A 24,876-nucleotide genomic window follows, 5' to 3' on the forward strand; every position below is an offset into this window, starting at 1 on the left:
GCTGCCAAGCCCCGCTTGGCGCACCCAAAGAAAGCCTTGCTTGGCCTTCGCGCGCGGGCGGACCATCTAACGCTCCATGACCATGGGCAAACTCATTCTTGTCGGCGCCGGGCCGGGTGATCCGGACCTGCTGACGCTGCGCGCTGCGCGGGCGCTCGGCCTTGCCGATGTCGTCGTGCACGACGGGCTCGTCGATGCGCGCGTGCTTGCCCTTGCGCCGCATGACGCCCGCCGCATCAGCGTCGCCAAGCGGCGTGCGCGCCACACGATGGCGCAAGACGACATCAACGCGCTGCTCGTCGCCGAGGCGAAGGCCGGAAACACCGTCGTGCGCCTGAAGGGCGGCGACCCGTTCATCTTCGGGCGCGGCGGCGAGGAAGTGGAAGCTGCGCGCGCCGCGGGCGTGCCCGTGGAGGTCGTCCCCGGCATCTCCTCGCCGCTCGGCGCGGCGGCCGAAGCGCTGATGCCGCTGACGCACCGCGACCATGCGTCCATCGTCAGCTTCGTCGCCGGACAGTGCAAGGGCCTCACCGAACAGAATTGGGCGGGGCTTGCGGGTAAGGGCCGCACGCTTGTCATCTACATGGGCGTCGCCACCGCCGCCGCCATCGCGGAAAAGCTGATGGGGGATGGGCTGACGCCGGACGTGCCGGTCGCGATTCTCGAGCGCGGCACGCTACCGGGCGCGCGCGTCATCCGCAGCCTCCTCGCCGACCTTGAAGGCAGCGTCGTGCGGCATGGCGTGAAAAGCCCGGCGCTTATCGTCGTCGGCGCGGTCGCCGCGCTTGGTGCGGACGTGGACATCAGAAAACTGGAGATGCAGGCGTGAAGCTGCTTACCGGAAACGATCTCAAGACCGGCGATGTAGTCTGGTGGACGGGCAGCGACTGGTCGCGCCATGTCGCCGACGCGGTGGACGTCGATGGCCACGGCGAGGCGATTGCCGCCGCCGAGGAAGCCGCGCGCCGCGTGAACGCACCCTATGTGATCGACGGTGAGGCCACCCCCGATGGCCCCCGCCCCGGCCATATCAAGGACCGGATTCGTGCTCTCGGCCCCACCGTGCGGCTCGACCTCAATATCAAGCCCGCCGATCCGAAGGCGGGAAGCTGGGTGATCTGATGTACAAGTACGACGAATATGACCAGTCGATCGTCGATGCCCGCGTCGAGGAGTTCCGCGACCAGGTTGAGCGGCGCCTTGCGGGTGAGATCAGCGAGGACCAGTTCAAGCCGCTGCGGTTGATGAACGGGCTATACCTGCAGCTTCATGCCTACATGCTGCGCGTCGCGATCCCTTATGGCACGATGGACAGCCGCCAGATGCGGATGCTGGCGCACATCGCGCGCAAGTACGACCGCGACTACGGCCATTTCACCACACGCCAGAATATCCAATACAACTGGATCAAGCTGGAGGATGCGCCGGACATTCTCGCCGATCTCGCGAGCGTGGAGATGCACGCGATCCAGACGAGCGGAAACTGCATCCGCAATACGACGTCTGACCAGTTCGCCGGCGCCGCCGCCGACGAGGTGACGGACCCGCGCCCGTGGGCGGAGCTGCTGCGCCAGTGGTCAACGTTCCATCCGGAATTCAGCTATCTGCCGCGCAAGTTCAAGATCGCGATCGTCGCGGCGGAAGAAGACCGCGCGGCGATCAAGCTGCACGACATCGGGCTGCAACTCTATCATAACGATGCGGGCGAGCTCGGCTTCCGCGTGTTCGTGGGCGGCGGCATGGGCCGCACGCCGATGGTCGCGCCGGTGATCCGCGAGTTCCTGCCGACGCAGGACTTCCTCAGCTATCTGGAAGCGTGCCTGCGCGTCTACAACCGCTACGGGCGCCGCGACAACATCTACAAGGCGCGCATCAAGATCCTCGTCCACGAACTCGGCGCGGCGGAATACGCGCGGCAAGTGGAAGAAGAATGGGCGCACGTGAAGACGCTCGGCCTCGATCCGCCGCCGGGCGAATTCGAGCGCATCGCCGCGCAATTCGCGCCACCGCCGTTCGAAACCGGCATTGCGGACACGGTCGATCGCAGCGACTCCGATTTCGCGGTGTGGCTCGACCAGAACGTGAAGGCGCACAAGCAGCCGGGTTATGCGATCGTCAACATCAGCCTGAAGCCGGTGGGCGGCATTCCGGGCGATGCGTCGTCGGCGCAGATCGACCTGATGGCGGACCTTGCGGAGACGTACGGTTTCGATGAACTTCGCGTCACGCACGCGCAGAACATCGTGTTGCCGCATGTGAAGAAGGCCGATCTCTACACGATCTGGCAGAAGCTGGTGGCGGCCGATCTTGCGAGCGCGAACCTCGACCTTATCAGCGATATCATCGCCTGCCCCGGCCTTGATTATTGCAGCCTTGCGAACGCGCGTTCGATCCCGGTCGCGCAGAAGATCGCCAAGCGTTTTGAAGGTCTCGACCGCCAGCGCGATCTCGGCGAATTGAAGTTGAAGATTTCCGGCTGCATCAACGCCTGCGGGCACCACCACGCCGGGCACATCGGCATCCTCGGCGTCGACCGCAAGGGCACGGAGAATTACCAGCTGCTGCTCGGCGGTTCGGGCGCGGAAGACGCGAGCCTCGGCCGCATCACCGGCCCCGGCTTCGACGAGGACGGTATCGTCGACGCGATCGAGCGCACGGTCGAAACCTATCGTACGCTGCGCACCGAGGGCGAACGCTTCCTCGATACCTACCGCCGTGTCGGCATGGACCCGTTCAAGGAGGCGATTTATGGGTAACGCACTTCGCTTCCGCGACGACGCCGCGCACGAAGAACCGGCGGTGACGCTTGACGCCTTCCTCGGGCAGAGCAACGCCACCGCCGTGCGGCTGGAGTCGGACGAGGATGCGCGGAAACTGATCCCGCATCTCGGCCAGCTTGCCCTGATCGAAATCGCATTTCCGAAGTTCCGCGACGGGCGGGGCTATTCAGCGGCGCGTATCCTGCGCGAAGCCGGGTACACCGGCGAACTGCGCGCGGCGGGCGACGTGCTCGTCGATCAGATTCCGTTCATGCGGCGCTGCGGCTTCGACAGTTTCGCGCCCGAGGCCGATATCGATGCCGACGCACTCGGCCGCGCGCTCGCGCGCTACGAGCATGTCTATCAGAAGGCGGCGGACGGACGTTCGCCGGTGTGGGGCCTCCGTCATGGCTGATGCAGCCCGCAAGCTCGATACCATCGACGTGCGCCCTGCCTACACGCAGGAAGACGCCGACGCGTTGAACGCGCGCTTTGCAGGCGTCGACACGCTCGAAATGCTGCGCACGGTGTTCGATGAAAAGCTGCTCGGGAAGACGGCGGTCGTTTCCTCGTTCGGCACGGAGAGCGCGGTGCTCCTGGACCTTATCGCGCGCGTCGATCCGACTGTGCCGGTGGTGTTCGTCGACACGCTGAAGATGTTCCCGGAAACCGAGCGCTACCGCGTGCAGTTGCTCGACCGGCTGGGGATGACCAATCGCGACGTGGTGACGCCCGATGCCGCCGTCATTGAAGCGAAGGATGCGACCGGGCTGCGCTGGTCCTACGACCCGGACGGCTGCTGCGCGATCCGCAAGGTGGAGCCGCTCGCGCGGGCCAAGCAGGGCCTCGACAGCTGGATTTCGGGCCGCAAGGCTTTCCAATCGCAGACGCGCGCCAACATTCCCCGGTTCGAGATCGAGGACGGGCGCCTGAAGATGAACCCGCTCGGCGACTGGGTGAAGGCCGATCTCGAGGCGTACTTCGCGGAGCGCGACCTGCCCCGGCACCCACTGGAAGCGGAAGGCTATCTGTCGATCGGCTGCCAGCCCTGCACGAGCGTCGTGAAGCCGGGCGAAGACCCGCGCGCCGGGCGCTGGCGCGGCTGGGACAAGACCGAGTGCGGCATCCACACCGACAACGTGAGCGAACTGCCGAGCTTCTGAGGCTTTCCAGCCCCGCACAGGCGTGGCATTCCTGCCGCCGATGGACCAGCTTCCCGTTTTCCTGAATCTGAAGGGCATGTCCGTGCTCCTCGTCGGCGACGGCGTGGCCGCGGAGGCCAAACGGCGCCTGATCGAAGCGGCAGGCGGGCTCATTACCGACGACCCCGATGCGGCGCGCATCGCCTTCATCGCTCAGGAGACGAGCCCTGCAGACGTGGCGGTGCTGCACGCGCAGGGGATGCTGGTGAATGTGGTCGATCGCCCCGACCTTTGCGACTTCACCGTGCCCGCGATCATCGACCGCTCGCCCGTGCTCGTCGCGATCGGCACGGGCGGAGCCTCAGCGACGCTTGCGAAGGCGCTGCGCGAACGTCTGGAAGCGCTGCTCCCCGCCTCGCTCGGCGATCTTGCCCGGAGCATCCGCGCCGCACGCGATCGCGTGACGGACGCGCGGCCGACACCATCGGGCCGACGACGGTTCTGGGACAGGCTGCTCGCCCCTGGCGCTGCGCTCGATCCGCTGCACGAGGTTTCCAACGTGGACAGCCGGATCGAAACCGCGCTCGCGCTCAGCGACACAGATACGGCCGAACGCCACGAGATCGTGCTCGTAAGCGACGATCCCGACGATCTGACGCTCCGGCAACTGCGCTTGCTCTCCCGCGCCGACACGATCGTGCACGGCGCGGATGTTCCCGCCGCCGTGCTCGACCGCGGGCGCCGCGATGCCGTTCGACTGCCCGATGATTCCAGCGCTTCTCGCCCGGGGCTGACCGTTATCCTGCGGAGACTTTCATGACGCCCGAGGGCAGCTTCGCCTACACGATCCTGCCCGACGGCACGGCGACGCGCATCGATACGCCGCCCGGTTCCGGCGAGGCGCCGGCGTGCGCGCTGCTGTGGCGCCACATCGACGGCAACGACACGGCGTGCCGCGAATGGCTGGAAAAGCAATCCGGCGTCCCCGAAGCGGCGGTCTGGTCGCTGCTGGAACTCGAAACCCGGCCGCGTGCCGTGAAGATCGGTGAAGGCGCGCTGGTCATCCTGCGCGGCGTCAACGAAAACCCCGACGCGGACCCCGACGATCTCGTTTCGATCCGCCTGTGGGTGATGGCGGGCGAGGTGCTCAGCATCAACTTCCGCCCGCTGCTCGCCATCGCCGACATGGAGCACGTGCTGCGCGATCGCGCGGTGCGCGACGCCGGCGATTTCATCGTGGAGCTTGCCGACGTGCTGATCCGGCGCATCGATCACACGCTCGACGATCTTTCGCAAAGCCTCGACCTGCTGGAGGAGGACGTGATCGACGAGCGCCGCAGCCAACTGCGCCCGCGCATCGGCAATGTGCGCCGCACGGCGATCGGCCTGCGGCGCTTCATCTCGCCGCAGCGAGACGCGCTCACGCAGCTTGCAAGCGGCCCCTTCGGATTCTTCGACGAGAGCGACCGCATCAATCTTTCGGCGGCGGCGAATAGCGTGACGCGGATCATCGAGGAAATCGATGCCGTGCGCGATCAGGCGGCGGTGCTTTCAGACCAGCTTTCCGATCTTCGTCAAGAGGCGGTCGGCAACCGCACGCTCGTGCTGTCGATCGTGTCGGCGGTGTTCCTGCCGCTGACGTTCATCACGGGTCTTATCGGCATGAACGTCTCGGGAATTCCCTACGCCGATGAAGCGTGGGCCTTCTATGCCGTCGTCGGCTTCAACCTCGCGCTTGGCCTCGGCGTACTCGCCTGGCTTCGCATGAAGGGCTGGTTCCGCTAGCGAACGGAGCCCAGCGCCTGCCGTGCGAGTGCCGCGATCTCGGCAATCGCCGCGGGGTTCACCGGCATGTCGGCGCGGCCCGGATCGGCAAGGCTATCGGCGATCTGCGCGATGCGCTGGAGCGGCTGCTCGATGAGATCGGGGTTGACGCCCGTGCTGAGCACGGCCTTGCGGTCCGCGATCAGGCGCTCGACCTCGCTCTGGAGGACCCGGCGCTGTTCGCTTTCAAGTTCGAGCTGTTCCTCGAGTTCCGAAAGCTCGATGGCGCGACGCGTTACCCGCTCGTCGAGCTTGGCATTCGCGAGCTTCAGGTTGGCGGCATGTTGCCGGCGCTGAAGCTGCGCCTCAATGCGCGCGGAAAGCACGTCGAAATCAATTGGCTTCGAGACATAGTCATCGGCACCGGCTTCGAGTGATGCGACCACGGTCTGCGCGTCCGCGCGCGCGGTGAGCATGATCACCGGCACCTCGCTGACGCGTGAATTCGTGCGCAGCTCGCGCAGCACATCAATGCCGTTCATGTTCGGCATCATGTAATCGAGCAGTACGAGGTCGGGGGGCGATTTCTCGATGAGCTGCAGCGCAGCCTCACCGCTATCCGCAGAGACCACCGTATAATTCAGGCGCTCAAGACGCCTGCACACCACAGAACGATTCGCCTCCACGTCGTCTACGACGAGGATTCGGCATCCGTTCCGGTCTCCCGCATTCACTGTCATCGATACGCCCATGTTTTGTTCTTTAGGCCGCCATGGTGTCAGGATTTGGTTGATTATTAATTGACCCTTTTTGCGAGCCCGTCGCATCGTCCCATTCGCGCAGCGATTCCTGATGCTTACGCGGCAAACGCAGGCTGAATGTGGAGCCCACACCGGGGAGGCTATCGACCGAAAGGCGTGCGCCCATCAGTTCGGCAAGCCGAGCGGTGATGGCAAGGCCGAGGCCCGTGCCGCCGAAACGGCGCGTCGTGGAGGCATCCGCCTGCACGAAAGGCTGGAAGAGCTTTTCCACCTGCTCGGGCGTCATGCCGATGCCCGAATCCGATACGCTGATCTCGATCCAGTCACGCCGCGCAATGGTAAGCGACCGCGCGGACAGGATGACATGGCCCTGCTTGGTAAACTTGCAGGCATTGCCGACAAGGTTGATCAGGCACTGGCGGAGCTTCGTGGAATCATGCTCGGCAATGCCGACATCGGGCGCGATGCGCAGCTCAAGGCGGTTGCCCTGCTGCTGCGCGAGCGGCTCCAGCGTCGAGCGCACCTCTTCGAGGAGACCCTGCACGCTGAATTCGTGCACATCGATCTCCATGCGGCCCGCTTCGATCTTCGCCATGTCGAGCAGCTCGTTGATCATGCTGAGCAGATGCCGCGCCGATCCGTCGATCCAGCGCGCATCCTCGGAAAGCTGCGTCTGCCCCTGTTCGGAGAGGTCCTGCCTCAGCACATCGGCGTACCCGATGATGGCATTCAGCGGCGTACGCAGCTCGTGGCTCATGTTGGCAAGGAACTGCGATTTCGCCTCGTTGGCGTGCTGCGCGACGTCGCGCGCGTCCGCAAGCTCGCTTGCAGCCGACGCCAGCTCGTGATCGCGGCGTTCCACCTCGTCGAGCATGGCATTCAGCGAATCGATGACGCGCCGCGTTTCGTCGTCGCCGAGCCGTTCGACGCGCTGGCTGTAGTCGCCGCTGTCGCGAATGCGCTCCATGGCGAGCGTCATGACCTTGAGCGGCCGGAACAGCAGAACGCTGATCCCTGCCGCGAAGAACAGCGACACGAGGAACGCGACGGCGATGATCCCGATGACGGCGAACAGATAAGCGAACGACGGCTTGGTCTCGAACTTCTGGACCGTGGTGATCTCGATCGAGCCGAGCATCTTGCCCTTGGCGACGATCGGCGCCGAAGAGACCGCCTTTCGCCCCTTGGGAGCGGGCGCGGTGCGTTTCAGTGTGATGATGTCCTTGCCCGACACGTCGCGCACCCGCACCTGCCGGATCACCTCCACCGAATCGAGCTGGCGCAGCACGCGCAGCGTTTCGTCCGTATCGCCGGCAAGGATCGGCCCCGCCGCGATGCTGGCGACGCCTTGCGTGGTCAGCTCCTGGATCTTGTAGGTGGCCGCGACGACGGTTTGATACTGGAGATAGGCGAACACCGAACTGGCGAGCGCGAGCGCCACCGTACATGCGAACAGAACCGCCGCGGCAAGCTTGACGCGGAAGGGCAGACGCTCAAGCCGTGCCCTGAAGCCTGAGCGCACCTTCGCATTCGTCAAAGCGCTGCTCCGAGATGCTCCGGCTCATGCGCGTCGCGCCAGGTTTCGAATTCGGCGAGCGGGATCGGCTTCGAAATCCAGTAGCCCTGCAATATTTCGCAGCCGATAACGCTGAGGATATCGGCCTGAATCTCGCTTTCGACGCCTTCGGCGACGCACTCGTAACCGAGCCCTCCCGCAAGGCTGACAATCGCCTGAATGATGGTACGCGAATCCGCGCTGGTGGCGACGTCCTTCACGAGCGAACGGTCGATTTTCAGCCGATCGATCGGCAGATCCTTGAGGCGCGCGAGGTTTGAATAGCCCGTACCGAAATCGTCAATGGCGATGCTGATGCCGAGCGCGCGCACTTCGGCGAGGCGATCGACGATCACGGGGTCGGACGACATCACGGTCGATTCGGTGATTTCGATTTCCAGCATCTCGGGCGGGGCTGACGAGGCTTCGATGCACGCGCGGACATGCCGCACGAAATCGGTGCGCTCCACCTGTTGCGGCGAGACATTGACGCTGAGCTTGAGCTTGTCGCCGCGGGCGTGCCATTCGCCGACGATCCGTGCGGCTTCCGCGATCACCCAGCGGCCGACATCGACGATGAGACCGCTGTCTTCGGCGATATCGATGAACGAAGCGGGCGCGCGCAGCGTCTTGTCGGGGTGGCGCCAGCGGATGAGCGCCTCCGCCGAGACGAGCTCGCCGCTTTCCGCATTGATCTGCGGCTGCATGTGCAGTTCGAACTGCCCGCCCGCGATCGCCGCGCGCAGCATCGATTCGAGCTGCAGCCGGTCGCGCACGCGCTCGTGCATTGCGGCTTCGAACAGGTGATACTGATTCCGACCGCTGTCCTTCGCGTAATACATCGCCGTGTCGGCATTGCGGGTGAGCGTTTCGTAGGTCTCGCCATCGTCGGGCGCGATGCAGATACCGATGCTGGCGCCGATCACGATCGACTGGCCCGCGAACTCGAATGGCTCCTGCATGGCGCGCAGGATCTGCCGCGCGAGCTTGGTGGCATCGGCAGCCCCCGCCGCATCGGGGAGGAGGATGGTGAACTCATCGCCGGCAAGACGCGCCAGCATGGCCTCCCCACAGCCGGGGCCACGGCGATTCGATTCGGCGGAAAGCAGCACGCGCATCCGAGCCGCGAACATCGCCAGCAGCACGTCACCCTGCGCGTGGCCGAGGCTGTCGTTCACCGACTTGAAGCGATCAAGATCGATGAACAGGATCGCACTCTTCGCGCCCTCGCGGCGTGTCATGCTGCGCAGGTGGCGCTCCACAGTGCGGCGGAAGCTGAGGCGATTGGGAAGATCGGTGACGGGATCCTGCAGCGCGGTCTGCTGGATCGTGTCGATATTGGTCTGGATGCGTTTCTTGAAGAGTTCGATTGCCGCCGTCAGCTTGGGGAGCGTGCGGCGCACGGCACGCGGGATCGGCGCAGGAACATCACCGTCGCGGCGCGGGCGCACAAAATCGGTGAGCTTCTCGACCGCGATCACGACCGGCGCCATCGTATAGTGCACTGCAGCGAAAACAGCCGCGGCACTGGCGATCACGAGACCGGCCAGAACGAGCAGCGAGCCCGCCGACGGGAGGCTCGGCGGCCAACCAAGGCTGTAGGCGAACACAAGCAAGGCGATCACGACAGAGGCCGCGCCGGCAAAGACAAGTGAACGGATGCGCAACTGTGTTTCGAACAAGCCAAGTACTCCGTGCACCACGCGCGGACCGGTGCGCGAGGCTCAGCGGACACTCGCAGGATAAGGTAAACATTCTCTAAGCCACACTTGTGGAACGAAAAGGGGCGGCCCCAAAGGACCGCCCCCGTCTTGCGTGGCCTTGCGCCGTGTCTTCGGCTTAGATCGGCCAGGACTGGTAGGCCGCCATCGCATAGAGCATCGGGATCGACAGCAGCGTGTTGGTGCGGCTCGCCAGCATCGCGACGCGCGCGGCCTTCGCCTTTGCCGCGTCTTCGGCCGGCACGATGCCGAGCGCCTTCTTCTGGTTCGGCCAGATGATGAACCAGACGTTGAACGCCATGATCAGCGCCAGCCACATGCCGATGCCGATCAGTTGAAACGACGGCTGAAGCGTCAGCGCCTCGACGAGGTAGCCGAGATGACCGGCCAGAAGCAGGCCGAACAGCACCGTGAAGGCTGCGCCCCAGCGGAAGAAGAACAGTGCCTTGGGGGCGATGTGCTTGCTCACCGCCGGCTTCTGTTCGGCCGGAATCGACGGCATCGTCGGGATCTGGACGAAATTGAAGTAGTAGAGCAGCCCGATCCAGGTGATGCCCGCGAACACGTGCAGCCAGCGCAACACGGTCTGCCCGAAAAGCGCGCCGTTGGCGGCGAAATCGCCATGCAGCCCGAAGATCAGGGCGATCGCGAGGACCAGTCCCAGACCCAACGTAAGATGCAGATTTTCAAGAATTTTGCCCATCAGCAGTTCCCCCGCGGCGTTCCCTGTTTCGACCCTGATGCGCGCCGCGATCGCAGCAGAGGTCCGTCCCACAGTGTGATTGAGAAACATAACTACGCTGAAATTGTTGAAGGTAGAAGCGTTCAGGTGATGATAGACGGCATTTCCGGCAACAACTGACCGAACGGACGGGGTGCCAGTGCCGATCAGAAAGGAAGACTGATGATCTTGCTCCACGCAGCGTTCCTGATGGCCGCGCAGGTGTTGCAGCCGGTGGCCGTGCCGGAACCGGCGCCGCCCGCCCCGCTCACGGTCGTGGATGAAGCCGCCGCGCCCGACGATGCCGCCGCAATCAGCGCCCGCAAGCGGCTGAACGCTGAGGCGAAGGCGCGCACCGATGCCAGCGATGCAGGCTACGCCGCCGCGCAGGCCGCATATCAAGCGCAACTGCGCGAGCATGACGCAGCGGTTGCACGCACCGCGCAGGCGCAAGCGGAGTACGAGGCCGCGCGCGCCGCCTACGAGCAGCGCCAGCGCGAGATCGCAGACTGGCAGGCCTGCGTGAACGGCGACAAGACGCGCTGCCCGCCCAAGCCCCAAAAATAGCCGCCCTCGCACTTCGCGCGGATTGACAGTACGGGCCGCGCCTCGGCAAGCAGCGAGGCCATGCGCCCGTCCACTGCCCCGCCGATGCTGCTTGCCTTTCTGGCGATCGCGTTGCTGTGCGCGATGGACGGTGCGATCAAGCTCGGCGCGCAGACACATGCCATCATCACCGTCACCTTCATGCGTTACGTCGCGGGTGCGCTGATCGCGCTGCCGCTGCTGCGCCTCGGCAAGGTCGCGTTCTCGCGCGAGACCTTGCGGGGCCATGCCGTGCGCGGGCTTGTCATCGCAGGCGCGGCATACCTCTTCTTCTATGGGCTCTGGGCGATCCCGATCGCGGAGGCGATCGCGATTTCTTTCATCGCACCCTTGCTGGTGCCGCTCATCGCCCGCGTTCTGCTCGGCGAACGGATGCGTGCGATCAACGTGGCGGCGTGCCTGATAGGGTTCGGCGGGGTTCTGGTGACGGTAACCGGCCATGTCCCGGTGCCGATGCCCAACCGCAACGAAGGGGTCGCAGCCGTTTTCGTGTCGGCCGTGCTCTATGCGCTCTCTGTCGTTCTGCTCAGGCAGCGAGCGACGCGTGACGATCCGCAGGTCATCAGCTTTCTCGCCGCCGCCTTTCCGGCGCTCTACACGGCGCCCTTCGCGCTGTTCGCAGCGTCGCTGCCTGCCCCCGGCGCGCTCCCGCTGTTCGCGCTGATGGGCGCGCTCGGTACGGGCGGCACCCTGCTCCTCGCTTTTGCTTACGCGCGTGCCGAAGCGCAGAAACTGGTGGTCCTCGAATATACCGCGCTCGGCTGGGGGGCCCTGTTCGGCTGGTGGCTGTTCGATGAGGGCGTGCGCCCGCAGGTCATGCTTGGCGGTGCGATCGTGGCGGGCGCCTGCCTGATGACGGCGTGGTCGGGCCGGCGCAAGCCGGTCGCCGTATGAACCCGGCGGGCGGCCTTCGCAGCGATTTCGCGCTGCTGTTCCTCGTGCTGTTCGTGGTCGCTGCAGGCAACACTGCGCTACAATCGGTACTGCCCACTATCGGGCGCGAGCTCGGCATCCCCGACCTGCTGGTTGCGACGATCTTCTCATTTTCGGCGCTGATGTGGACATTCGCCGCGCCGCGCTGGGCGGATGCTTCGGACCGCTATGGCCGCAAGGCACTGATTTTGCTAGGGCTCGGCGGATATTTCGTCTCCAAGCTGATCTGCGCGTTCGTGATCCTCGCCGGGCTCAAGCACCTGATCGCGCCGATCGCCGTGTTCATCATCTTCGCTGCGGCGCGTTCGCTGTTCGGTCTGTTCGGATCAGCCTCCAACCCCGCGGCTCAGGCCTATGTCGCCTCGCGAACAAGCCCCGCGGAGCGTACGCGGGCGCTTTCCATACTCGCGTCCGCATTCGGGCTCGGCACGATCGTCGGGCCTGCGGTGGCGCCGTTCTTCGTGCTGCCGGTCGTCACGCTTTCGGGGCCGATGTTCGCGTTCGCGGCGTTCGCGCTAATCACGCTCATCATCGTCTCCCGGCGCCTTCCTGCCGATGCGCCGAGCGCAGGCGAGGACCGGCCGATCGCCAATCTCGAGCCGACCGTCGCAACCGGCCCGCGCAGCACCCACGGCGCGCGGACGCGGACGCATCGCCGCCTGTCGTGGCGCGACCCACGCATCCTGCCCTTTTCGATCTACGGGCTTGCCATCGGCAACGCGCAGGCGGCGAGCGGTCAGTCACTCGGCTTTTTCATCATCGACCGGCTCGGTCTGCCGCCCATCGAGGCGCAGACCTTCATCGGCATCACGCTGATGGCCGCCGCCGCCGCGACGCTGCTCGCGCAGTGGGCGCTGATCCCGATGCTCCACCTTGGGCCGAAACTGCTGCTGCGCTGGGGTGCGGGGCTTGGGGCTGTCGGATCGATCCTGCTCGCGGCCTCGACCGATTTCTACGGAATCGTGCTGTCGTTCGCGATCGCCTCGCTCGGCTACGGCTTCGCGCGGCCGGGGTTCAGCGCCGGTGCCTCACTCGCCGTGGGGCTTGAGGATCAGGGCGGCGCGGCGGGCGCGATCACCGCCGTGAACGGCGCGTCGTTCATCATCGCGCCGACAATCGGCATCGCGCTCTATCAGGTCTGGCAGCCGCTCCCCTACCTGCTGAGCGCGGTGCTGCTGCTCGCGATGCTGCTCTATTCGCTGAAGAACCCGCTGCTGGGTTCCGACCTCGACCGGGACGAGATTCAGACGCAGTAGCTGGCGGTAGGGTATTCGCCGGGCCGCGGACCTGCCTTCGCGACCATCGAGGGCAACGGCCGACCCATCACCGTCTCGAACCAGTGGTTCACGGCGATCGCCGCCGCGAGGTCAACGCCGGTCGAGACCCCTGAGCCATCCAGCATGAATAGCAGCTCTTCGGTCGAGATGTTGCCGGTCGCCTTCGGCGCAAACGGGCAGCCGCCGAGCCCACCGAGCGAGGAATCGAGCACCTTCACGCCCGCCGCATAGGCTGCCCACGCGTTCGCGATGCCGGTGCCGCGCGTATTGTGGAAGTGCGCGCGGAGACGGATGCCGTCTCCCACTGCGGCGCGCACGCGCCCGAACAGGTCCGTCACCTGTGCAGGCACGCCAACACCGATCGTATCGGCAAGCGCAATCTCCTCGGCGCCCGCCTCTGCCATCGCCTCTACGCAGCGCACCACGGTTTCGGGCGGCACATAGCCTTCGAACGGGCAGCCGAACGCCGCCGAGATCGTGACCTGTGCGACAAGCCCGTTTTCGCGCGCGAGGCGCAGCATCTCGCGGTTTTCGGCAATCCCCTGATCGATTGTCTGGCCTTGGTTGCGCTCGCCGAACGTGTTCGAGGCGACGAGCACGCAGCCCGCCTCGTCGACGCCGCGCTTGTTGCCCTCGCGGCTTTCGATGGCGCGCAGCACGCCGCGCTTGTTGAGGCAGAGCCCGATGTAGGAGACGTCGCGGCGATCGGGCAGGCCCGCGATCACCGCTTCAGCGTCTGCCATTTGCGGCACGCGTTTCGGATTGACGAAGCTCGCGACTTCGACGCGCCGCACGCCCGCGTCGATCATCCGCGTGATAAGGCCGAGCTTGTCGGCGGTGGAAACGATCTCCGGTTCGTTCTGGAGGCCGTCGCGCGCGCCCACTTCAACGATCGTCACGTCTGCCATGCCGTCTCTCCTGCAAATCGCTGCGTCCGACTTGGGCATTTCGGCGGCAAGGTCAATCCCTCTCAAAAGCGACACGCTCTCAAGTTGGGGGGCCTGTGCCGGCGAAGGTTTGGCGCAATGATGGAACGGCTCTGGGGAGAGACCGCCATGACTAGAGGCCGAATCGAAGCCGCGCTCACCGAAGCGCACATCCCGTCGCTGATCTGCGCGCTCGTTCATCTGACCGGCGACACCAGCCTGCTGACGCCCGAAAACCGACCGACCTACGATTTCTTCGGCGACGGGCAGGGAAACCTCCCGCCCGCGCTGCAAAACACCGTCCGGGAGCGCGCGACAGCGGCGATCAGCGCAAACCTTGCCGGCGCCCCCCTGCCCCCGCCGCCCGATGCGGCAACCGTGCGCCTGATGATGGATTTCATCGCGGGGGCGGAGATTCCGAAGCACTATGTGCCGTTCCTGGTGGAAGAACTGGGGCTTGAAAGCGCCGATCCGAAACGACCCGAGCCTGCGCCGGTGAAGAAGCGCATCGCGATCGTCGGCGCCGGCATGTCGGGGCTTCTGGCTGCCATCCGCCTGCGGCAGGCGGGGCACGAGGTCATCGTCATCGAAAAGAATGAGGATGTCGGAGGCACGTGGCTGGAGAACACCTACCCCGGCTGCCGCGTCGACAACCCGAGCCACCTCTATTCCTACTCGTTCGAGGCAAACCACCACTGGCCCGCACACTATTCGACGCAGCCAACGCTGCTCGCCTACTTCCGCGACATTGCCGACAAATACGACCTTCGCCCGCTGATCCGCTTCGGAACGAGCGTGGACAAGGCGGAGTGGGACGACGCAGCCTCGCTATGGCGCCTGACGCTATTCGGGCGGCACGCGGGCAGCATCGAAGCCGATGCGCTCATCAGCGCCGTGGGGCAGCTCAACCAACCGCGCCTTCCCGACATTCCGGGCGTCGGCAGCTTCAAGGGCCCGGCCTTCCACAGCGCGCGCTGGCGGCATGACGTTGACCTCAAAGGCAAGCGCGTCGCGGTGATCGGCACGGGCGCGAGCGCCTATCAGTTCGTACCGGAAATCGCGGCGGATGTGGAGAGCCTCACGGTGTTCCAGCGCACGCCGCCGTGGGGCGGCCCCACACCCAACTACCACGATCCCGTCACCGACAATGTCCAGTGGCTGCTGGAGAACGTGCCCTTCTACGAGAAGTGGTACAGGTTCTGGCTGTTCTGGATGATGACCGACGGCATCCTGCCGTTCGTGAAAGCGGACGAGGCATGGAACGGCCCGCCGGGTACGATCGGCGCGATGAACCTCGAACTCCGGAATGCGCTGGTGCAGCAGATCGGCCTGCAGTGCGAAGGGCGGCCCGATCTCTTTTCCGCCGTGATCCCGGACTATCCGATCGGTGGCAAGCGGAGCCTTCGCGACAATGGCGTGTGGATCGCCGCGCTGCGCCGCGACAACGTGCACCTCGAACAAACCCCGATCGCGCGCATCACCGAGACCGGCATCGTGACGGCGGACGGCAAAACCCACGACTATGACGTGATCATCTACGGCACCGGCTTCAAGGCGAGCGATTTCCTGTCGACGTTCAAGGTTGTGGGCCGGGATGGGATCGAGCTCCACGAGCGCTGGCAAGGCGACGCGCGCGCCTATCTCGGCATGACCGTGCCAAGCTTCCCGAACTTCTTCATGCTCTACGGGCCCAACACCAACATCGTCGTCAACGGCAGCATCATCTTCTTTTCGGAATGTTCGGTGCGCTACGTCGTTCGCGCGCTTGGGATGCTCGGCGAAGCGGGCGCGAGAACGCTCGATGTGCGCGAGGACGTGCACGACGTGTTCAATACCCGCGTCGATGCAGGGAACGCGCGGATGGCATGGGGTCAGCCGGGGGTTTCGAGCTGGTACAAGAACGCGACCGGCCGCGTCAGCCAGAACTGGCCGTTCGCGCTCGTCGACTACTGGGCGGCGACGCTGAAGCCTGATCCCTCAGACTATGAACTCGCCTGACCGTGCACAGAAACCACGGCATCATTCGCTTCGCCTGACGCGGTAAAGCTCCAGATCGCGACGCTGGCGATCCAGCCAACGTTGAAGGCGATGAGCGCGGCAATCACCAGGCCGCGCGACTGCGGCGGCGTTCGGGAGGTTTTCGGCCCCGGTACCAGATGACGGCTCGGCAACAGGCGGGCGAGCGCACGGAAGTGGATGAGCAGATAGACGCCTGCCGCGAACGTGACGAGGATCGCGGCGAGGAGCGCCAGGGGAAAGACTTCGAGCGGCACGGGACTTCTCCTTCGCGGTGCCCCCACGCTGAAACGAACGCAAGGCCCGAAGGTTCAGCCCCTACAGCGACTGGCCGTCGTCCAGCGTGAAGCTGGAGCCGGTGACTGCCGCGCTTGCATCTGACGCGAGGTAGAGTAGCATCGCGTCGAGGCTGTCCTCCGCCATCAGGCGCCGGCGGTGGAACTTGGCGATTTGCTTCTGCCCGGCTTCGGTGTCGAACCATTCGCTGTTGATCTCGGTGCGCGCATATCCCGGACAGATCGAATTGACGTTGATGCCCTGTCGCACCCAGTCGCGCGCGAGCACCTTGCCCATCTGCTGCACCGCCGCCTTCGAGGCCGAGTAAGCGGCTAGGCTCGGCTCCACCGCATTAGCAGTGATCGACGAGATGATGACGATACGGCCGTGCCCGCGTTCGCGCGAACCCGCCGCCATCAATCGCCGCGCGCCTTCGCGGACGGTGAGGAATACGCCGGTGAGATTGACGCCCATGAGCCGATTGAAATCCTCGACAGAAAGCTCGGTCGCTGAGCCTTCGACGTTCATGCCGGCGTTGGCGATGATACTGTCCGGCGTGCCGAACGCGCCCTCGATGCGGTCGTAGGCGGCGATCACAGAAGCCTCGTTCGAGACATCCATCTCCACCGCGAGCGCTTCGCCGCCCGCGCCCGCGATCTCGTCGGCAAGAGCGCTCAGCATATCGACGCGCCGCGCGCCGAGCGCGACCTTGGCGCCGCTTGCCGCGAGCTGCCGTGCGAACCGGGCCCCGAAGCCTGAAGACGCACCCGTCACCAGCGCGACGCGCCCCGAAAGATCGAACGAGAAACCCGCCATCACCATCCCCTATATTATGCCCATCGCAAGGCCCGCCGCCAGCGCATGGCCCATATCCCGGCACGCCTCAAGATCGTCCGGACCTATCACCTTTGGTGCGAGGATCGCTTCGGGCGTATCGGCATGGGTCAGCACGATGCGCGGATCGGCGGCGGGTTTCAGCCGCCAGCCGGTTGCGATCCGTTCGATCTGGCGTATGGCGTTCGCCCCGTCCGTGCCTGCGCAGACGAGCGTTACGTAAGGTCGCCCCTCGATGCGGCCGAGCGCGGGGTAGTAGCAGCGGTCGAAGAAAGCCTTCATCACGCCCGCGATCGCGGCGAGGTTTTCGGGGCACGCGAAGATGTAACCGTCCGCCGCGAGCAAGTCCTCGGGGCTGGCCTCGGGGGCCGGTTTCAGCACGACCGCCATGTCCTCCTCCCGGCGCGCGCCCTCCGCCGCCGCCTCGGCCATCTGGCGTGTACCGTCGGTCATGGAGTGCCAAACGATGAGGAGCCTCTTCGTCATTTACGCGTCCGCGAACGCGGCCTTCCGCGGCCCCATGTAGCCGAACAGGAAGGCGGCGACCTTGCGCATCTGGATCTCCTCGGCGCCCTCGGTGATGCGGTAGCGGCGGTGGTGGCGGTAGATGTGCTCGAACGGCTTGTGCCGCGAATAGCCGATACCGCCGTGCACCTGCATGGCGCGATCCGCCGCCTCACAGACGAGGCGGTTCGCCCAATAGTTGCACATGGAAACGCGGTCCGAAAGCGCGCGCTCGATCGCCTTGTGCGGCATCCGGTCCATCTCCCACGCGGTCTTGCGGATCAAAAGCCGCAGCATTTCCGCCTGCGTCGCAAGCTCGACGAGCGGGAACTGGATCGCCTGGTTTTCCGAGAGCGGCTTGCCGAAGGGTTTGCGCGTTCGTGCGTATTTTACGCTCTCCTCGATGCAGAACACCGCCGCGCCGAGTGAGGAGGCCGCCTGCCGGATGCGGTTCTGGTGGACGAACGACTGCGCGAGCGCGAGGCCCGCGCCCGGGGTGCCGAGTACGGCCGCCTCCGGCACCCAGACGTTCGTGAAGGACACGCGCGGGTGATCGGTCGGCATGTTGAAGGTCCAGAGATATTCCTCGATCTTCACCCCCGGCGCATCAGACGGCACGAGGAGGCAGGTGATGCCGCGCGCGTCGCCGTCTGCGCCGTCCGTGCGCGCGAAGGTCGCGCAATGCGTGGCGACGTGCATCCCCGTGGTCCACATCTTCTCGCCGTCGATGCGCCAGCCGGGCACACCGTCCCGCGTTGCGGGCACGGCGCGCGTTTCCATGTGCGTCGCGTCGGAGCCGTGGTCGGGCTCGGTGAGTCCGAAGGCGACGATGCGCTCGCGCTTGAAGCCGCCGAGGATGAACTCCTGCTTTTGCGCCTCGGTGCCGAATTCCTCGAACATGGCGACGAAGGGGAAGTTGCCGACGATCGAGTGCTCGTTCTGAAGATCGTTGTGGAGGCCGAGGCCCTGCGCGGCGAAGTGCTCCCGGATCACCGCCATCCAGAGGTTGGAGCCATCCCTGCCACCGTAATTTTTCGGCGCGGAGAAGCGCCAGTGACCGGCGGCGTCGGCGCGGCGCTGGGCTTCGGCGAGGAGTGCTTCCCATTCAGGGCGGGGAAGGCCGCCGTTCTCGAAATCGGTGCGCGCCCATTCACGGCGGTGGTCGAAGTAGCGGATGTTATCGGCCGTGCGCTCGAGTGGCCTGATCTCCGCTTCGATGAAGGCGTCAAGTTCGGCGAGGTAGGCGACGAGCTCGGCGGGCAGATCGAAATCCATGGGTCCTCTCCTCGCCTGCCAGATAGACATGCGCCGGGGCGCGCGTCCACCGCGCGGGATTGAGAGGTCGTTAGACGTCTAAGTGAGTGTGCCGTTTTCCTTGTAGCGCTGCTCAAGGAACTTGCCCTCGACGGCGAGCGCATCGAGATCACCGCGCACGAGCTGTTCGGAAAGGCGCCGAAGCTCGTCGGCGATGGTCACGAGGCCTTCCAGGAGCTGTTGCTCCGGCTCGCTCCCCGGCGTGCGATAGGCCTGCGGCACCTTGAGGTAGGTGTCGACGAGGCGCGGCAGATGCTCGCCGATGAGGCGGCGCGCGTCGCCCGCGATGGGCTGGCCGGTCGGCACCTGCCCAAGCTGCTCACCAAGCACTTCGAGGCGCAGCAGGATCTCGTCGATGAGCTTCGACGCGCGCGACGGCAGGCTGCGGCGCTGGCGCTCCAGCCACGCCTCGACGCGGCGGGGAATCGCCGCGAGATCGGCATTTTTCATGGCCTGCGGGGTCGGCATCTCCGCCTGCGGGCGGCGCAGCAGGAACCAGCCGCCGACGCCCGCCACCGCGAGCACGAGCAGCAGGAAGCCGTTGACGCCGAGCGGCGCGATGAACATCGCGAAAAGCAACGCGACCAGCGCGACCCCGCCCACTGCCATGCCCGCATTGGCGATGCGCTGCACCACCGATTTCGCCTGGCGCTGCGTACGCCTGAGCGCGGCGGCGCGGCCTTCCGGCGTCTGGCCAAGGCGTTTCAGGGCCTCGTCGGCACGGCCGAGCATCTGCGAAACGTCACGCGCCACGGGTCAGCCCTCGATCGCCTTGAAGGTCGTCGCCGGGCCCTTGACCTGCGCCTGCGCAGCGCCCTCGGCACGCGCAATGTAGCCGCGCGACTTCTCGACTTCGCCCGAGAGCGTCTCGACCGTTTCCTTCATCGAGGCGAGCGCTTCCATCTTGAATGTGTCGATCGAATCCATCGTGGCGTAGATGTTCTCGAAAGCGCGCTTCAGTGTTTCGATCGGGATCGTGGCGGATGCCGCCTGCTTGTGGATTTCGCCCGTCTGGTTCCTCAGCATCGTGCTCGTCGAATCAATGACGCCCGCTGTCGTCGTGTTGAGCGCCGTGATCTGGTCGAGCACGAGACGCTGGCTGGTCAGCGCCTGCGCCACCGTTACGGCCGTGCGCAGCGCCGAGACCGTCGTCGTCGAGGCGCGGTCGACACCCTTGGTCAGCTCGACATTGTTCTTCTTGACGAGATCGAGCGCGAGATAACCCTGCACGCTCACCGCCATCTGCGTGAGCAGGTCGGTCGTCCGCTGGCGCGCGTAGAACAGCGCGCTTTCGCGGATCGCCTTGGCCTTCGCGGGGTCGGAAACCTCAAGCTCCGCCGCGGCCGTCTCAAGCTTCGCATCCAGCGTCTTTGAGACGTGGATCATCTGCTCAAGCTTCTCCATCGTCTTCCAGAGGTTCTGGCGCTCGACGTCGATCGCGGCATTGTCGCGGAACAGCTCCTCGCGGCTGTTCGACAGATTGTCGAGGATGCCCGAGATATGGCTCTGCGCGGAGCGGTACTTGTCGAAATAGCGGTTGGCGCGGCTGCCGAACGGAATGATGCCGAGAATCTTGCGCGGGGCGAGCTTCTTGCCGTCCGTGCCCGGATCGAGGTCTTCGACCGTGCGGCGCAGCGCGACAAGGTCCTTGCCGATATTGCCCTCGGCATTGATCGCCTTCACCGGGCGATCGAGGAAGCGGTTCGATTGCTGCGCGGCCTCGGCGATTTCGCGGCGGCCGAGCGCCGTCACCTCATCGACAAGCTTGCCGAAGGCGGGGCTGTTCGCATCCTGCGCCAGCAGATCGTCGACGAAGCTGTCGACGGTGGCTTCAAGTTTGGTCTTCTTCTCGTCGCTGATCGGCACGAGTCCTGCTGCTTTTTCGGGCGCCACGGCGATCACGGGATCGGGGGCCTGAAGCTTCAGCTCGGTTTCGGTTTGCATTACCGCTCCTAATGATCCGTTTCCTGTCCTATGCTTACCACCATATTGGGTGTGTTAGCCATATAATACAAGAGAACGCCGTGAACAGCCTGTACCGCCTGACGCTGCCCCCGCTTGCACTGCTCGCCGCGAGCGCGGCCGCGCAGCAGGCCGAGCCGACAAGCGCGGCAGATTCCGCGCTGCACCTGTCGCGCACGCTCGGCATCAGCCTTGAGGAGGCGGAGGCGCGAATGCGGCTTGCGGACCGACTCGCCGTGTTCCAGCTCCGCGTACGCTCCGACCCGGATTTCGCCGGGCTCTACCTTGAGCACGAGCCGAAGGCGCAGGCCGTGGTGCTGTTCAAGGGCGATGCCGCCGCAAAGCTGAAGCGCTACGTGGGAGACGACGCCTTCGTGCCCCGCAGCGTCGACTATTCGCTCGCCGACCTCTCCGCCGCCGAAACCGAGGCGAAGGACGCCTTCAAGGCAGCCGGGCTGGCGCTTGTCGGCACGGAACGGGATATAGAGGCGAACCGCGTGCTGCTCCACGTCGTCGATGATGCAGCGGCGAAGGCCGCCATCGCCGCGGGCAGGCTGAAGCTCTCGCCGGCAGTGGCGCTCGATGTCGTCGGCGACGACAGCATCCCCCGGCCGCAAAGCGCCGGTGCCGTCACGCACTTCCCGCAGGCGCGTGATCCTTCGGGCGCCGCGATGCGGGCGTTGCTCACGGGTACGCTGTTCGTGAAGGACGGCTGCCTGCGCGTCGGCAGCGAAACGGGGGAGAGCCGTCTCGTGCTCTGGCCCTCCTCCGCCCGGCTCGCCGAAGACGCCGGCAAGCTCGTCGTGCGTGATGGCGCGGCGGGGGGCGCTCTCACGGTGGGCGCTGCCGTGTCGCTTTCCGGCGGTGGCACCACCGAACCGCCGCCACCCGGCTACCTGCTGGAAGGCATCCCCCGCGCCTGCACCGGTCCTTACTGGATCGCGGCAAAGGGCTGGTAGCGTGATCGTCCGCCGCCACAGGCTGCCCGTCAGGCTCTGGCACTGGACGAATGCGATCGCGGTGTTCGTGCTGCTGATGAGCGGCCTGATGATCTTCAACGCGCACCCGCGCCTCTATTGGGGCGCATATGGTGCCAATCCGGACCCGGCCTGGCTGGAGATCTACGCGACACGCACATCCGGCGTGCTGCGTGTCGGCGATCTGCGCGTCGAGACGACCGGCGTGCTCGGACGCTGGACCGACCCGAACGGCGTCTCGCGCGCGCTTGCCTTCCCGCACTGGGCGACGATCCCGTCCAATTACAATCTGGCGCTCGCCCGGCGCTGGCACATCGCTTTCGCATGGCTGCTCGCCGTCGCGGGGAGCCTGTACCTCGTCTGGACGGTCGCCAGCCGCCATGCCGCTGAGCTTCTACCAAGCAGGCGGGAGCTTGCGCCCGGCCACCTGTGGCAGGACATCAAGGCCCACGCCCGGCTTCGCTTCCCACGCGGCGAGGCGGCCCTCCGCTACAATGTGCTGCAGAAGCTCGCCTATGCAGGCACGTTGTTCGTCCTGCTGCCCGTGATGGTGCTGAGCGGTCTTGCCATGTCGCCCGCGATGGACGCGGCGTGGCCGTGGCTCGTCGACCTGTTCGGCGGTCGGCAATCGGCACGTTCGGTGCATTTCATCAGCGCGACGCTGATCACCGCCTTCATCCTCGTGCATCTGCTGATGGTGCTGCTCTCAGGCCCCTTGACCGGGATCAGGTCGATGATCACCGGCCGCCACCGCATACCGGATGATACCCCATGAAACACCTTGTTACCCGTCGCGGAATCATAGGGAGTCTCGTTGCCGGCGCCGGCCTCGCGGTTTCGGGCTGCGACCGGCTCGGCCAGAGCGAAGGCTTCCGAGAGGCCCTGTTCAGCGCCGAAAAGCTTACAATGCGCGCGCAGCGCCTGATCAGCGACCGCGACGCGCTGGCGCGGGAGTTTAGCGCGGCGGAGATGTCGCCTGTGTTCCGCATGAACGGCAACACGCTGCCGGCAGACCCAGCCTATGCGCGCCATGCGGCGAACGGCTTTGCGGACTGGCGGCTCGTTGTCGACGGGCTGGTCGAGCGCTCGCTGGCCCTGTCGCTGGTTGCGATCCGCGCCCTTCCCGCACGCACGCAGATCACGCGGCACGACTGCGTGGAGGGGTGGAGCGCGATCGGCAAATGGACCGGCGTACCGCTGAAAACGCTGCTCGACGTCGCCCGGCTTCGGGACGGGGCGCGCTATGTGATCTTCCACTGCGCCGACGATTTCCGCGGGACGCGCTACTATGAATCGATCGACCTCATCGATGCCTTCCACCCGCAGACGATCCTCGCCTGGGGCATGAACGATGCCCCGCTCCCCATCGGCCACGGCGCGCCGCTTCGGCTCCGCGTCGAACGGCAGCTCGGCTACAAGCACGCGAAGTTCGTTACGCGCGTCGAGGTCGCGTCGACCCTTGCTGACACGGGCGGCGGGAAAGGCGGCTATTGGGAAGACCGCGTCGGCTACGAATGGTACGCCGGAATTTAACCGTTACACAGCAGAAACGGCCGGAAATGCTACGCTTTCGCAACGAAACGGTGAAATTTACAATGCATTGAGAATTAAGGATTCCCTGTATAAATTTCGTTAACCATTTCACTGTTAAACCCCGTTTCACGGCGTCAGGGGTGTCGCCGAGGGGGAACATGATGACGGTTGCAACGGGGGCTGCAGCAGGCGGCGGTATTGCCGAACTGGAGGCGCTGCTTATCGGTCGCAGTGAAGCGATCGTCAGGGTCCGAAATCTCATCATGCGTCTTGCCGGTTCGCAGGCTTCCGTGCTCGTCACGGGCCCGTCCGGCACCGGCAAGGAAGTCGTCGCGCGCTGCCTGCACCTCGCTTCGGCCCGCCGGAACAACGAATTCGTCGCCGTGAACTGCGGCGCCATCCCGCGCGAACTTATCGAATCAGAACTCTTCGGCCATGAAAAGGGCGCCTTCACCGGCGCGCTGCAAAGCCGCAAGGGTCGCTTCGAGGCCGCTGACGGCGGCACGATTTTCCTCGACGAGATCGGCGACATGCCCGCCGACATGCAGGTGAAGCTGCTGCGCGTTCTCGAAGAGCGCAAGATCGAGCGCGTCGGCAGCAACAAGACGATGGCCGTCGACGTGCGCGTCATCTCCGCCACGCACAAGAACCTGGAACAGGCGATCGCCGAGGGCCGGTTCCGCGAAGACCTCTTCTACCGCCTCAACATCTTCCCGCTGCAGCTGCCGGCGCTCGCCGACCGCCGCGAAGATATTCCGATGCTGGTCGCGCACTTCCTGAAGCAGTCGGGCACGAAGCTGCGCTTCGACGCTTCGGCGCTGCGCGCACTCTGCCAGCACAACTGGCCGGGCAACATTCGCGAGCTGCGCAACGTGATTGAACGCGCGGTCGTGCTGTTCGGCGAGGGCGACATTGGTGTCGACGACGTCGAAATCCTGCTCGGCGCGACGCTCGAACGCCGCGAGCCGCTGAACGAGGATGCGGCGATCTGGGATGCTACGACGGTTTCCGAAGAAGAAGCGGATATGCGCCTGCCTGCGGCCACCGTCGTTCCGCTGCGCCCCTACGACAACAGTCTCGACATGGACCCGCGCGCGCTCCTGGGCGCCGGCACGTGCGACATGCGCGCGCTTGTCGCGAAACTCGAACAGTCGCTGATCCACGCGGCGCTCGAACAGAGCGGCGACATCGTCGCGGACGCGGCCCGCGTCCTTGGACTGCAGCGCACCTCGCTCATCGAGAAGATGCGCAAATACCAGATCAGCCGCGGCGAACGCGCCGTCGCATAGAATAGC

At 65.6% G+C, this 24,876-nt stretch carries 26 protein-coding genes; 15 read left to right on the top strand and 11 right to left on the bottom strand.

Annotation, left to right across the window (positions count from 1 at the left end):
• The first annotated feature begins 82 nt into the window (after positions 1-82).
• Genes cobA through AAC014_RS09805 form a run of 7 tightly spaced genes read left to right on the top strand, consistent with a single transcriptional unit; the run spans position 83 to position 5,686 of the window.
• Positions 83-829: a uroporphyrinogen-III C-methyltransferase gene (gene cobA, locus AAC014_RS09775; protein WP_339707610.1), complete on the top strand. Its 747-nt coding sequence runs from the start codon at positions 83-85 to the stop codon at positions 827-829.
• The gene (locus AAC014_RS09780) at positions 826-1,122 is read left to right on the top strand and encodes a DUF2849 domain-containing protein (protein ID WP_339707612.1); all 297 of its coding nucleotides are present in this window, start codon (positions 826-828) and stop codon (positions 1,120-1,122) included. Before cobA ends, AAC014_RS09780 begins: the two co-directional genes overlap by 4 nt.
• On the top strand, positions 1,122-2,756 hold the full coding sequence (locus AAC014_RS09785; RefSeq protein ID WP_339707615.1) for a nitrite/sulfite reductase: 1,635 nt from the start codon (positions 1,122-1,124) through the stop codon (positions 2,754-2,756). The genes AAC014_RS09780 and AAC014_RS09785 overlap by 1 nt, the downstream gene beginning before the upstream one ends.
• The gene (locus AAC014_RS09790; protein ID WP_339707618.1) at positions 2,749-3,174 is read left to right on the top strand and encodes a DUF934 domain-containing protein; all 426 of its coding nucleotides are present in this window, start codon (positions 2,749-2,751) and stop codon (positions 3,172-3,174) included. Before AAC014_RS09785 ends, AAC014_RS09790 begins: the two co-directional genes overlap by 8 nt.
• Positions 3,167-3,922 (top strand): phosphoadenylyl-sulfate reductase, encoded by a 756-nt coding sequence (locus AAC014_RS09795; RefSeq protein ID WP_339707621.1) that lies wholly within the window; start codon positions 3,167-3,169, stop codon positions 3,920-3,922. Before AAC014_RS09790 ends, AAC014_RS09795 begins: the two co-directional genes overlap by 8 nt.
• 22 nt (positions 3,923-3,944) lie before the next feature.
• Entirely contained in the window at positions 3,945-4,721 is a 777-nt protein-coding gene (locus AAC014_RS09800; protein ID WP_339707624.1) for a siroheme synthase, read from the top strand.
• Positions 4,718-5,686, top strand: a complete 969-nt coding sequence (locus AAC014_RS09805; RefSeq protein WP_339707627.1) for a zinc transporter ZntB — start codon at positions 4,718-4,720, stop codon at positions 5,684-5,686. The genes AAC014_RS09800 and AAC014_RS09805 overlap by 4 nt, the downstream gene beginning before the upstream one ends.
• On the opposite strand, the gene AAC014_RS09810 is transcribed toward AAC014_RS09805, so the two are convergent.
• From AAC014_RS09810 to AAC014_RS09825, 4 genes are all read right to left on the bottom strand, one after another.
• Positions 5,683-6,417, bottom strand: coding sequence for a response regulator (locus AAC014_RS09810; protein WP_339707630.1), 735 nt, complete (start codon positions 6,415-6,417; stop codon positions 5,683-5,685). The genes AAC014_RS09805 and AAC014_RS09810 overlap by 4 nt on opposite strands.
• A gap of 10 nt (positions 6,418-6,427) precedes the next feature.
• Entirely contained in the window at positions 6,428-7,963 is a 1,536-nt protein-coding gene (locus tag AAC014_RS09815) for an ATP-binding protein (RefSeq protein ID WP_339707633.1), read from the bottom strand.
• A complete protein-coding gene (locus AAC014_RS09820; RefSeq protein ID WP_339707636.1) occupies positions 7,960-9,663 on the bottom strand; it encodes an EAL domain-containing protein in 1,704 nt (567 codons plus the stop codon). The genes AAC014_RS09815 and AAC014_RS09820 overlap by 4 nt, the downstream gene beginning before the upstream one ends.
• Positions 9,664-9,820: 157 nt before the next feature.
• Positions 9,821-10,405 (bottom strand): urate hydroxylase PuuD, encoded by a 585-nt coding sequence (locus tag AAC014_RS09825; RefSeq protein WP_339707893.1) that lies wholly within the window; start codon positions 10,403-10,405, stop codon positions 9,821-9,823.
• Positions 10,406-10,606: 201 nt separating this feature from the next.
• On the opposite strand from AAC014_RS09825, the gene AAC014_RS09830 reads away from it, so the two are divergent.
• Genes AAC014_RS09830 through AAC014_RS09840 form a run of 3 tightly spaced genes read left to right on the top strand, consistent with a single transcriptional unit; the run spans position 10,607 to position 13,218 of the window.
• Complete coding sequence (locus AAC014_RS09830) at positions 10,607-10,990, top strand: hypothetical protein (protein ID WP_339707639.1); 384 nt, start codon at positions 10,607-10,609, stop codon at positions 10,988-10,990.
• A 60-nt stretch (positions 10,991-11,050) separates the two neighbouring features.
• On the top strand, positions 11,051-11,923 hold the full coding sequence (locus AAC014_RS09835; protein ID WP_339707642.1) for a DMT family transporter: 873 nt from the start codon (positions 11,051-11,053) through the stop codon (positions 11,921-11,923).
• Positions 11,920-13,218, top strand: a complete 1,299-nt coding sequence (locus tag AAC014_RS09840) for an MFS transporter (protein ID WP_339707645.1) — start codon at positions 11,920-11,922, stop codon at positions 13,216-13,218. The genes AAC014_RS09835 and AAC014_RS09840 overlap by 4 nt, the downstream gene beginning before the upstream one ends.
• Here the strand turns inward: AAC014_RS09840 and AAC014_RS09845 are convergent.
• Positions 13,206-14,147 (bottom strand): hydroxymethylglutaryl-CoA lyase, encoded by a 942-nt coding sequence (locus AAC014_RS09845; protein ID WP_339707648.1) that lies wholly within the window; start codon positions 14,145-14,147, stop codon positions 13,206-13,208. The two genes, AAC014_RS09840 and AAC014_RS09845, sit on opposite strands and share 13 nt — an antisense overlap.
• A 147-nt stretch (positions 14,148-14,294) precedes the next feature.
• On the opposite strand from AAC014_RS09845, the gene AAC014_RS09850 reads away from it, so the two are divergent.
• On the top strand, positions 14,295-16,163 hold the full coding sequence (locus tag AAC014_RS09850) for an NAD(P)/FAD-dependent oxidoreductase (protein ID WP_339707651.1): 1,869 nt from the start codon (positions 14,295-14,297) through the stop codon (positions 16,161-16,163).
• Here AAC014_RS09850 and AAC014_RS09855 read toward each other — a convergent pair.
• From AAC014_RS09855 to AAC014_RS09880, 6 genes are all read right to left on the bottom strand, one after another.
• Positions 16,148-16,438 (bottom strand): hypothetical protein, encoded by a 291-nt coding sequence (locus tag AAC014_RS09855; protein WP_300539483.1) that lies wholly within the window; start codon positions 16,436-16,438, stop codon positions 16,148-16,150. The two genes, AAC014_RS09850 and AAC014_RS09855, sit on opposite strands and share 16 nt — an antisense overlap.
• 61 nt (positions 16,439-16,499) lie before the next feature.
• Complete coding sequence (locus AAC014_RS09860) at positions 16,500-17,273, bottom strand: SDR family NAD(P)-dependent oxidoreductase (protein WP_339707658.1); 774 nt, start codon at positions 17,271-17,273, stop codon at positions 16,500-16,502.
• 9 nt (positions 17,274-17,282) lie between these two features.
• Complete coding sequence (locus tag AAC014_RS09865; protein WP_339707661.1) at positions 17,283-17,777, bottom strand: NAD(P)H-dependent oxidoreductase; 495 nt, start codon at positions 17,775-17,777, stop codon at positions 17,283-17,285.
• Entirely contained in the window at positions 17,778-19,070 is a 1,293-nt protein-coding gene (locus tag AAC014_RS09870) for an acyl-CoA dehydrogenase family protein (RefSeq protein ID WP_339707664.1), read from the bottom strand.
• A gap of 78 nt (positions 19,071-19,148) precedes the next feature.
• Positions 19,149-19,862: a hypothetical protein gene (locus AAC014_RS09875; protein WP_339707667.1), complete on the bottom strand. Its 714-nt coding sequence runs from the start codon at positions 19,860-19,862 to the stop codon at positions 19,149-19,151.
• Positions 19,863-19,865: 3 nt separating this feature from the next.
• Entirely contained in the window at positions 19,866-21,053 is a 1,188-nt protein-coding gene (locus AAC014_RS09880; protein ID WP_339707670.1) for a toxic anion resistance protein, read from the bottom strand.
• A gap of 80 nt (positions 21,054-21,133) precedes the next feature.
• On the opposite strand from AAC014_RS09880, the gene AAC014_RS09885 reads away from it, so the two are divergent.
• The 4 genes from AAC014_RS09885 (at position 21,134) to AAC014_RS09900 (ending at position 24,870) form a co-directional block, all read left to right on the top strand.
• Positions 21,134-22,030 carry a hypothetical protein gene (locus AAC014_RS09885; RefSeq protein WP_339707673.1) on the top strand — a complete coding sequence of 299 codons (897 nt, stop codon included), beginning with the start codon at positions 21,134-21,136 and terminating at the stop codon, positions 22,028-22,030.
• A 1-nt stretch (position 22,031) separates the two neighbouring features.
• A complete protein-coding gene (locus AAC014_RS09890; protein WP_339707675.1) occupies positions 22,032-22,823 on the top strand; it encodes a cytochrome b/b6 domain-containing protein in 792 nt (263 codons plus the stop codon).
• Positions 22,820-23,581 carry a molybdopterin-binding protein gene (locus tag AAC014_RS09895; protein ID WP_339707678.1) on the top strand — a complete coding sequence of 254 codons (762 nt, stop codon included), beginning with the start codon at positions 22,820-22,822 and terminating at the stop codon, positions 23,579-23,581. The genes AAC014_RS09890 and AAC014_RS09895 overlap by 4 nt, the downstream gene beginning before the upstream one ends.
• A gap of 161 nt (positions 23,582-23,742) precedes the next feature.
• On the top strand, positions 23,743-24,870 hold the full coding sequence (locus AAC014_RS09900; RefSeq protein WP_339707681.1) for a sigma-54 dependent transcriptional regulator: 1,128 nt from the start codon (positions 23,743-23,745) through the stop codon (positions 24,868-24,870).
• Positions 24,871-24,876: the final 6 nt, after the last annotated feature.

Source organism: uncultured Sphingosinicella sp., assembly GCF_963974575.1.
Lineage (GTDB): Bacteria > Pseudomonadota > Alphaproteobacteria > Sphingomonadales > Sphingomonadaceae > Sphingosinicella.

Bases quoted from the DNA above. Each gene is read 5' to 3' on its own strand.
- AAC014_RS09810 (WP_339707630.1), bottom strand. From the start codon at position 6,417: ATGGGCGTATCGATGACAGTGAATGCGGGAGACCGGAACGGATGCCGA.
- AAC014_RS09850 (WP_339707651.1), top strand. From the start codon at position 14,295: ATGACTAGAGGCCGAATCGAAGCCGCGCTCACCGAAGCGCACATCCCG.
- AAC014_RS09785 (WP_339707615.1), top strand. From the start codon at position 1,122: ATGTACAAGTACGACGAATATGACCAGTCGATCGTCGATGCCCGCGTC.
- AAC014_RS09835 (WP_339707642.1), top strand. From the start codon at position 11,051: ATGCGCCCGTCCACTGCCCCGCCGATGCTGCTTGCCTTTCTGGCGATC.
- AAC014_RS09805 (WP_339707627.1), top strand. From the start codon at position 4,718: ATGACGCCCGAGGGCAGCTTCGCCTACACGATCCTGCCCGACGGCACG.
- AAC014_RS09825 (WP_339707893.1), bottom strand. From the start codon at position 10,405: ATGGGCAAAATTCTTGAAAATCTGCATCTTACGTTGGGTCTGGGACTG.
- AAC014_RS09900 (WP_339707681.1), top strand. From the start codon at position 23,743: ATGACGGTTGCAACGGGGGCTGCAGCAGGCGGCGGTATTGCCGAACTG.
- AAC014_RS09870 (WP_339707664.1), bottom strand. From the start codon at position 19,070: ATGGATTTCGATCTGCCCGCCGAGCTCGTCGCCTACCTCGCCGAACTT.
- AAC014_RS09840 (WP_339707645.1), top strand. From the start codon at position 11,920: ATGAACCCGGCGGGCGGCCTTCGCAGCGATTTCGCGCTGCTGTTCCTC.
- AAC014_RS09865 (WP_339707661.1), bottom strand. From the start codon at position 17,777: ATGACGAAGAGGCTCCTCATCGTTTGGCACTCCATGACCGACGGTACA.
- AAC014_RS09895 (WP_339707678.1), top strand. From the start codon at position 22,820: ATGAAACACCTTGTTACCCGTCGCGGAATCATAGGGAGTCTCGTTGCC.
- AAC014_RS09795 (WP_339707621.1), top strand. From the start codon at position 3,167: ATGGCTGATGCAGCCCGCAAGCTCGATACCATCGACGTGCGCCCTGCC.
- AAC014_RS09790 (WP_339707618.1), top strand. From the start codon at position 2,749: ATGGGTAACGCACTTCGCTTCCGCGACGACGCCGCGCACGAAGAACCG.
- AAC014_RS09860 (WP_339707658.1), bottom strand. From the start codon at position 17,273: ATGGCGGGTTTCTCGTTCGATCTTTCGGGGCGCGTCGCGCTGGTGACG.
- cobA (WP_339707610.1), top strand. From the start codon at position 83: ATGGGCAAACTCATTCTTGTCGGCGCCGGGCCGGGTGATCCGGACCTG.
- AAC014_RS09880 (WP_339707670.1), bottom strand. From the start codon at position 21,053: ATGCAAACCGAAACCGAGCTGAAGCTTCAGGCCCCCGATCCCGTGATC.
- AAC014_RS09845 (WP_339707648.1), bottom strand. From the start codon at position 14,147: ATGGCAGACGTGACGATCGTTGAAGTGGGCGCGCGCGACGGCCTCCAG.
- AAC014_RS09830 (WP_339707639.1), top strand. From the start codon at position 10,607: ATGATCTTGCTCCACGCAGCGTTCCTGATGGCCGCGCAGGTGTTGCAG.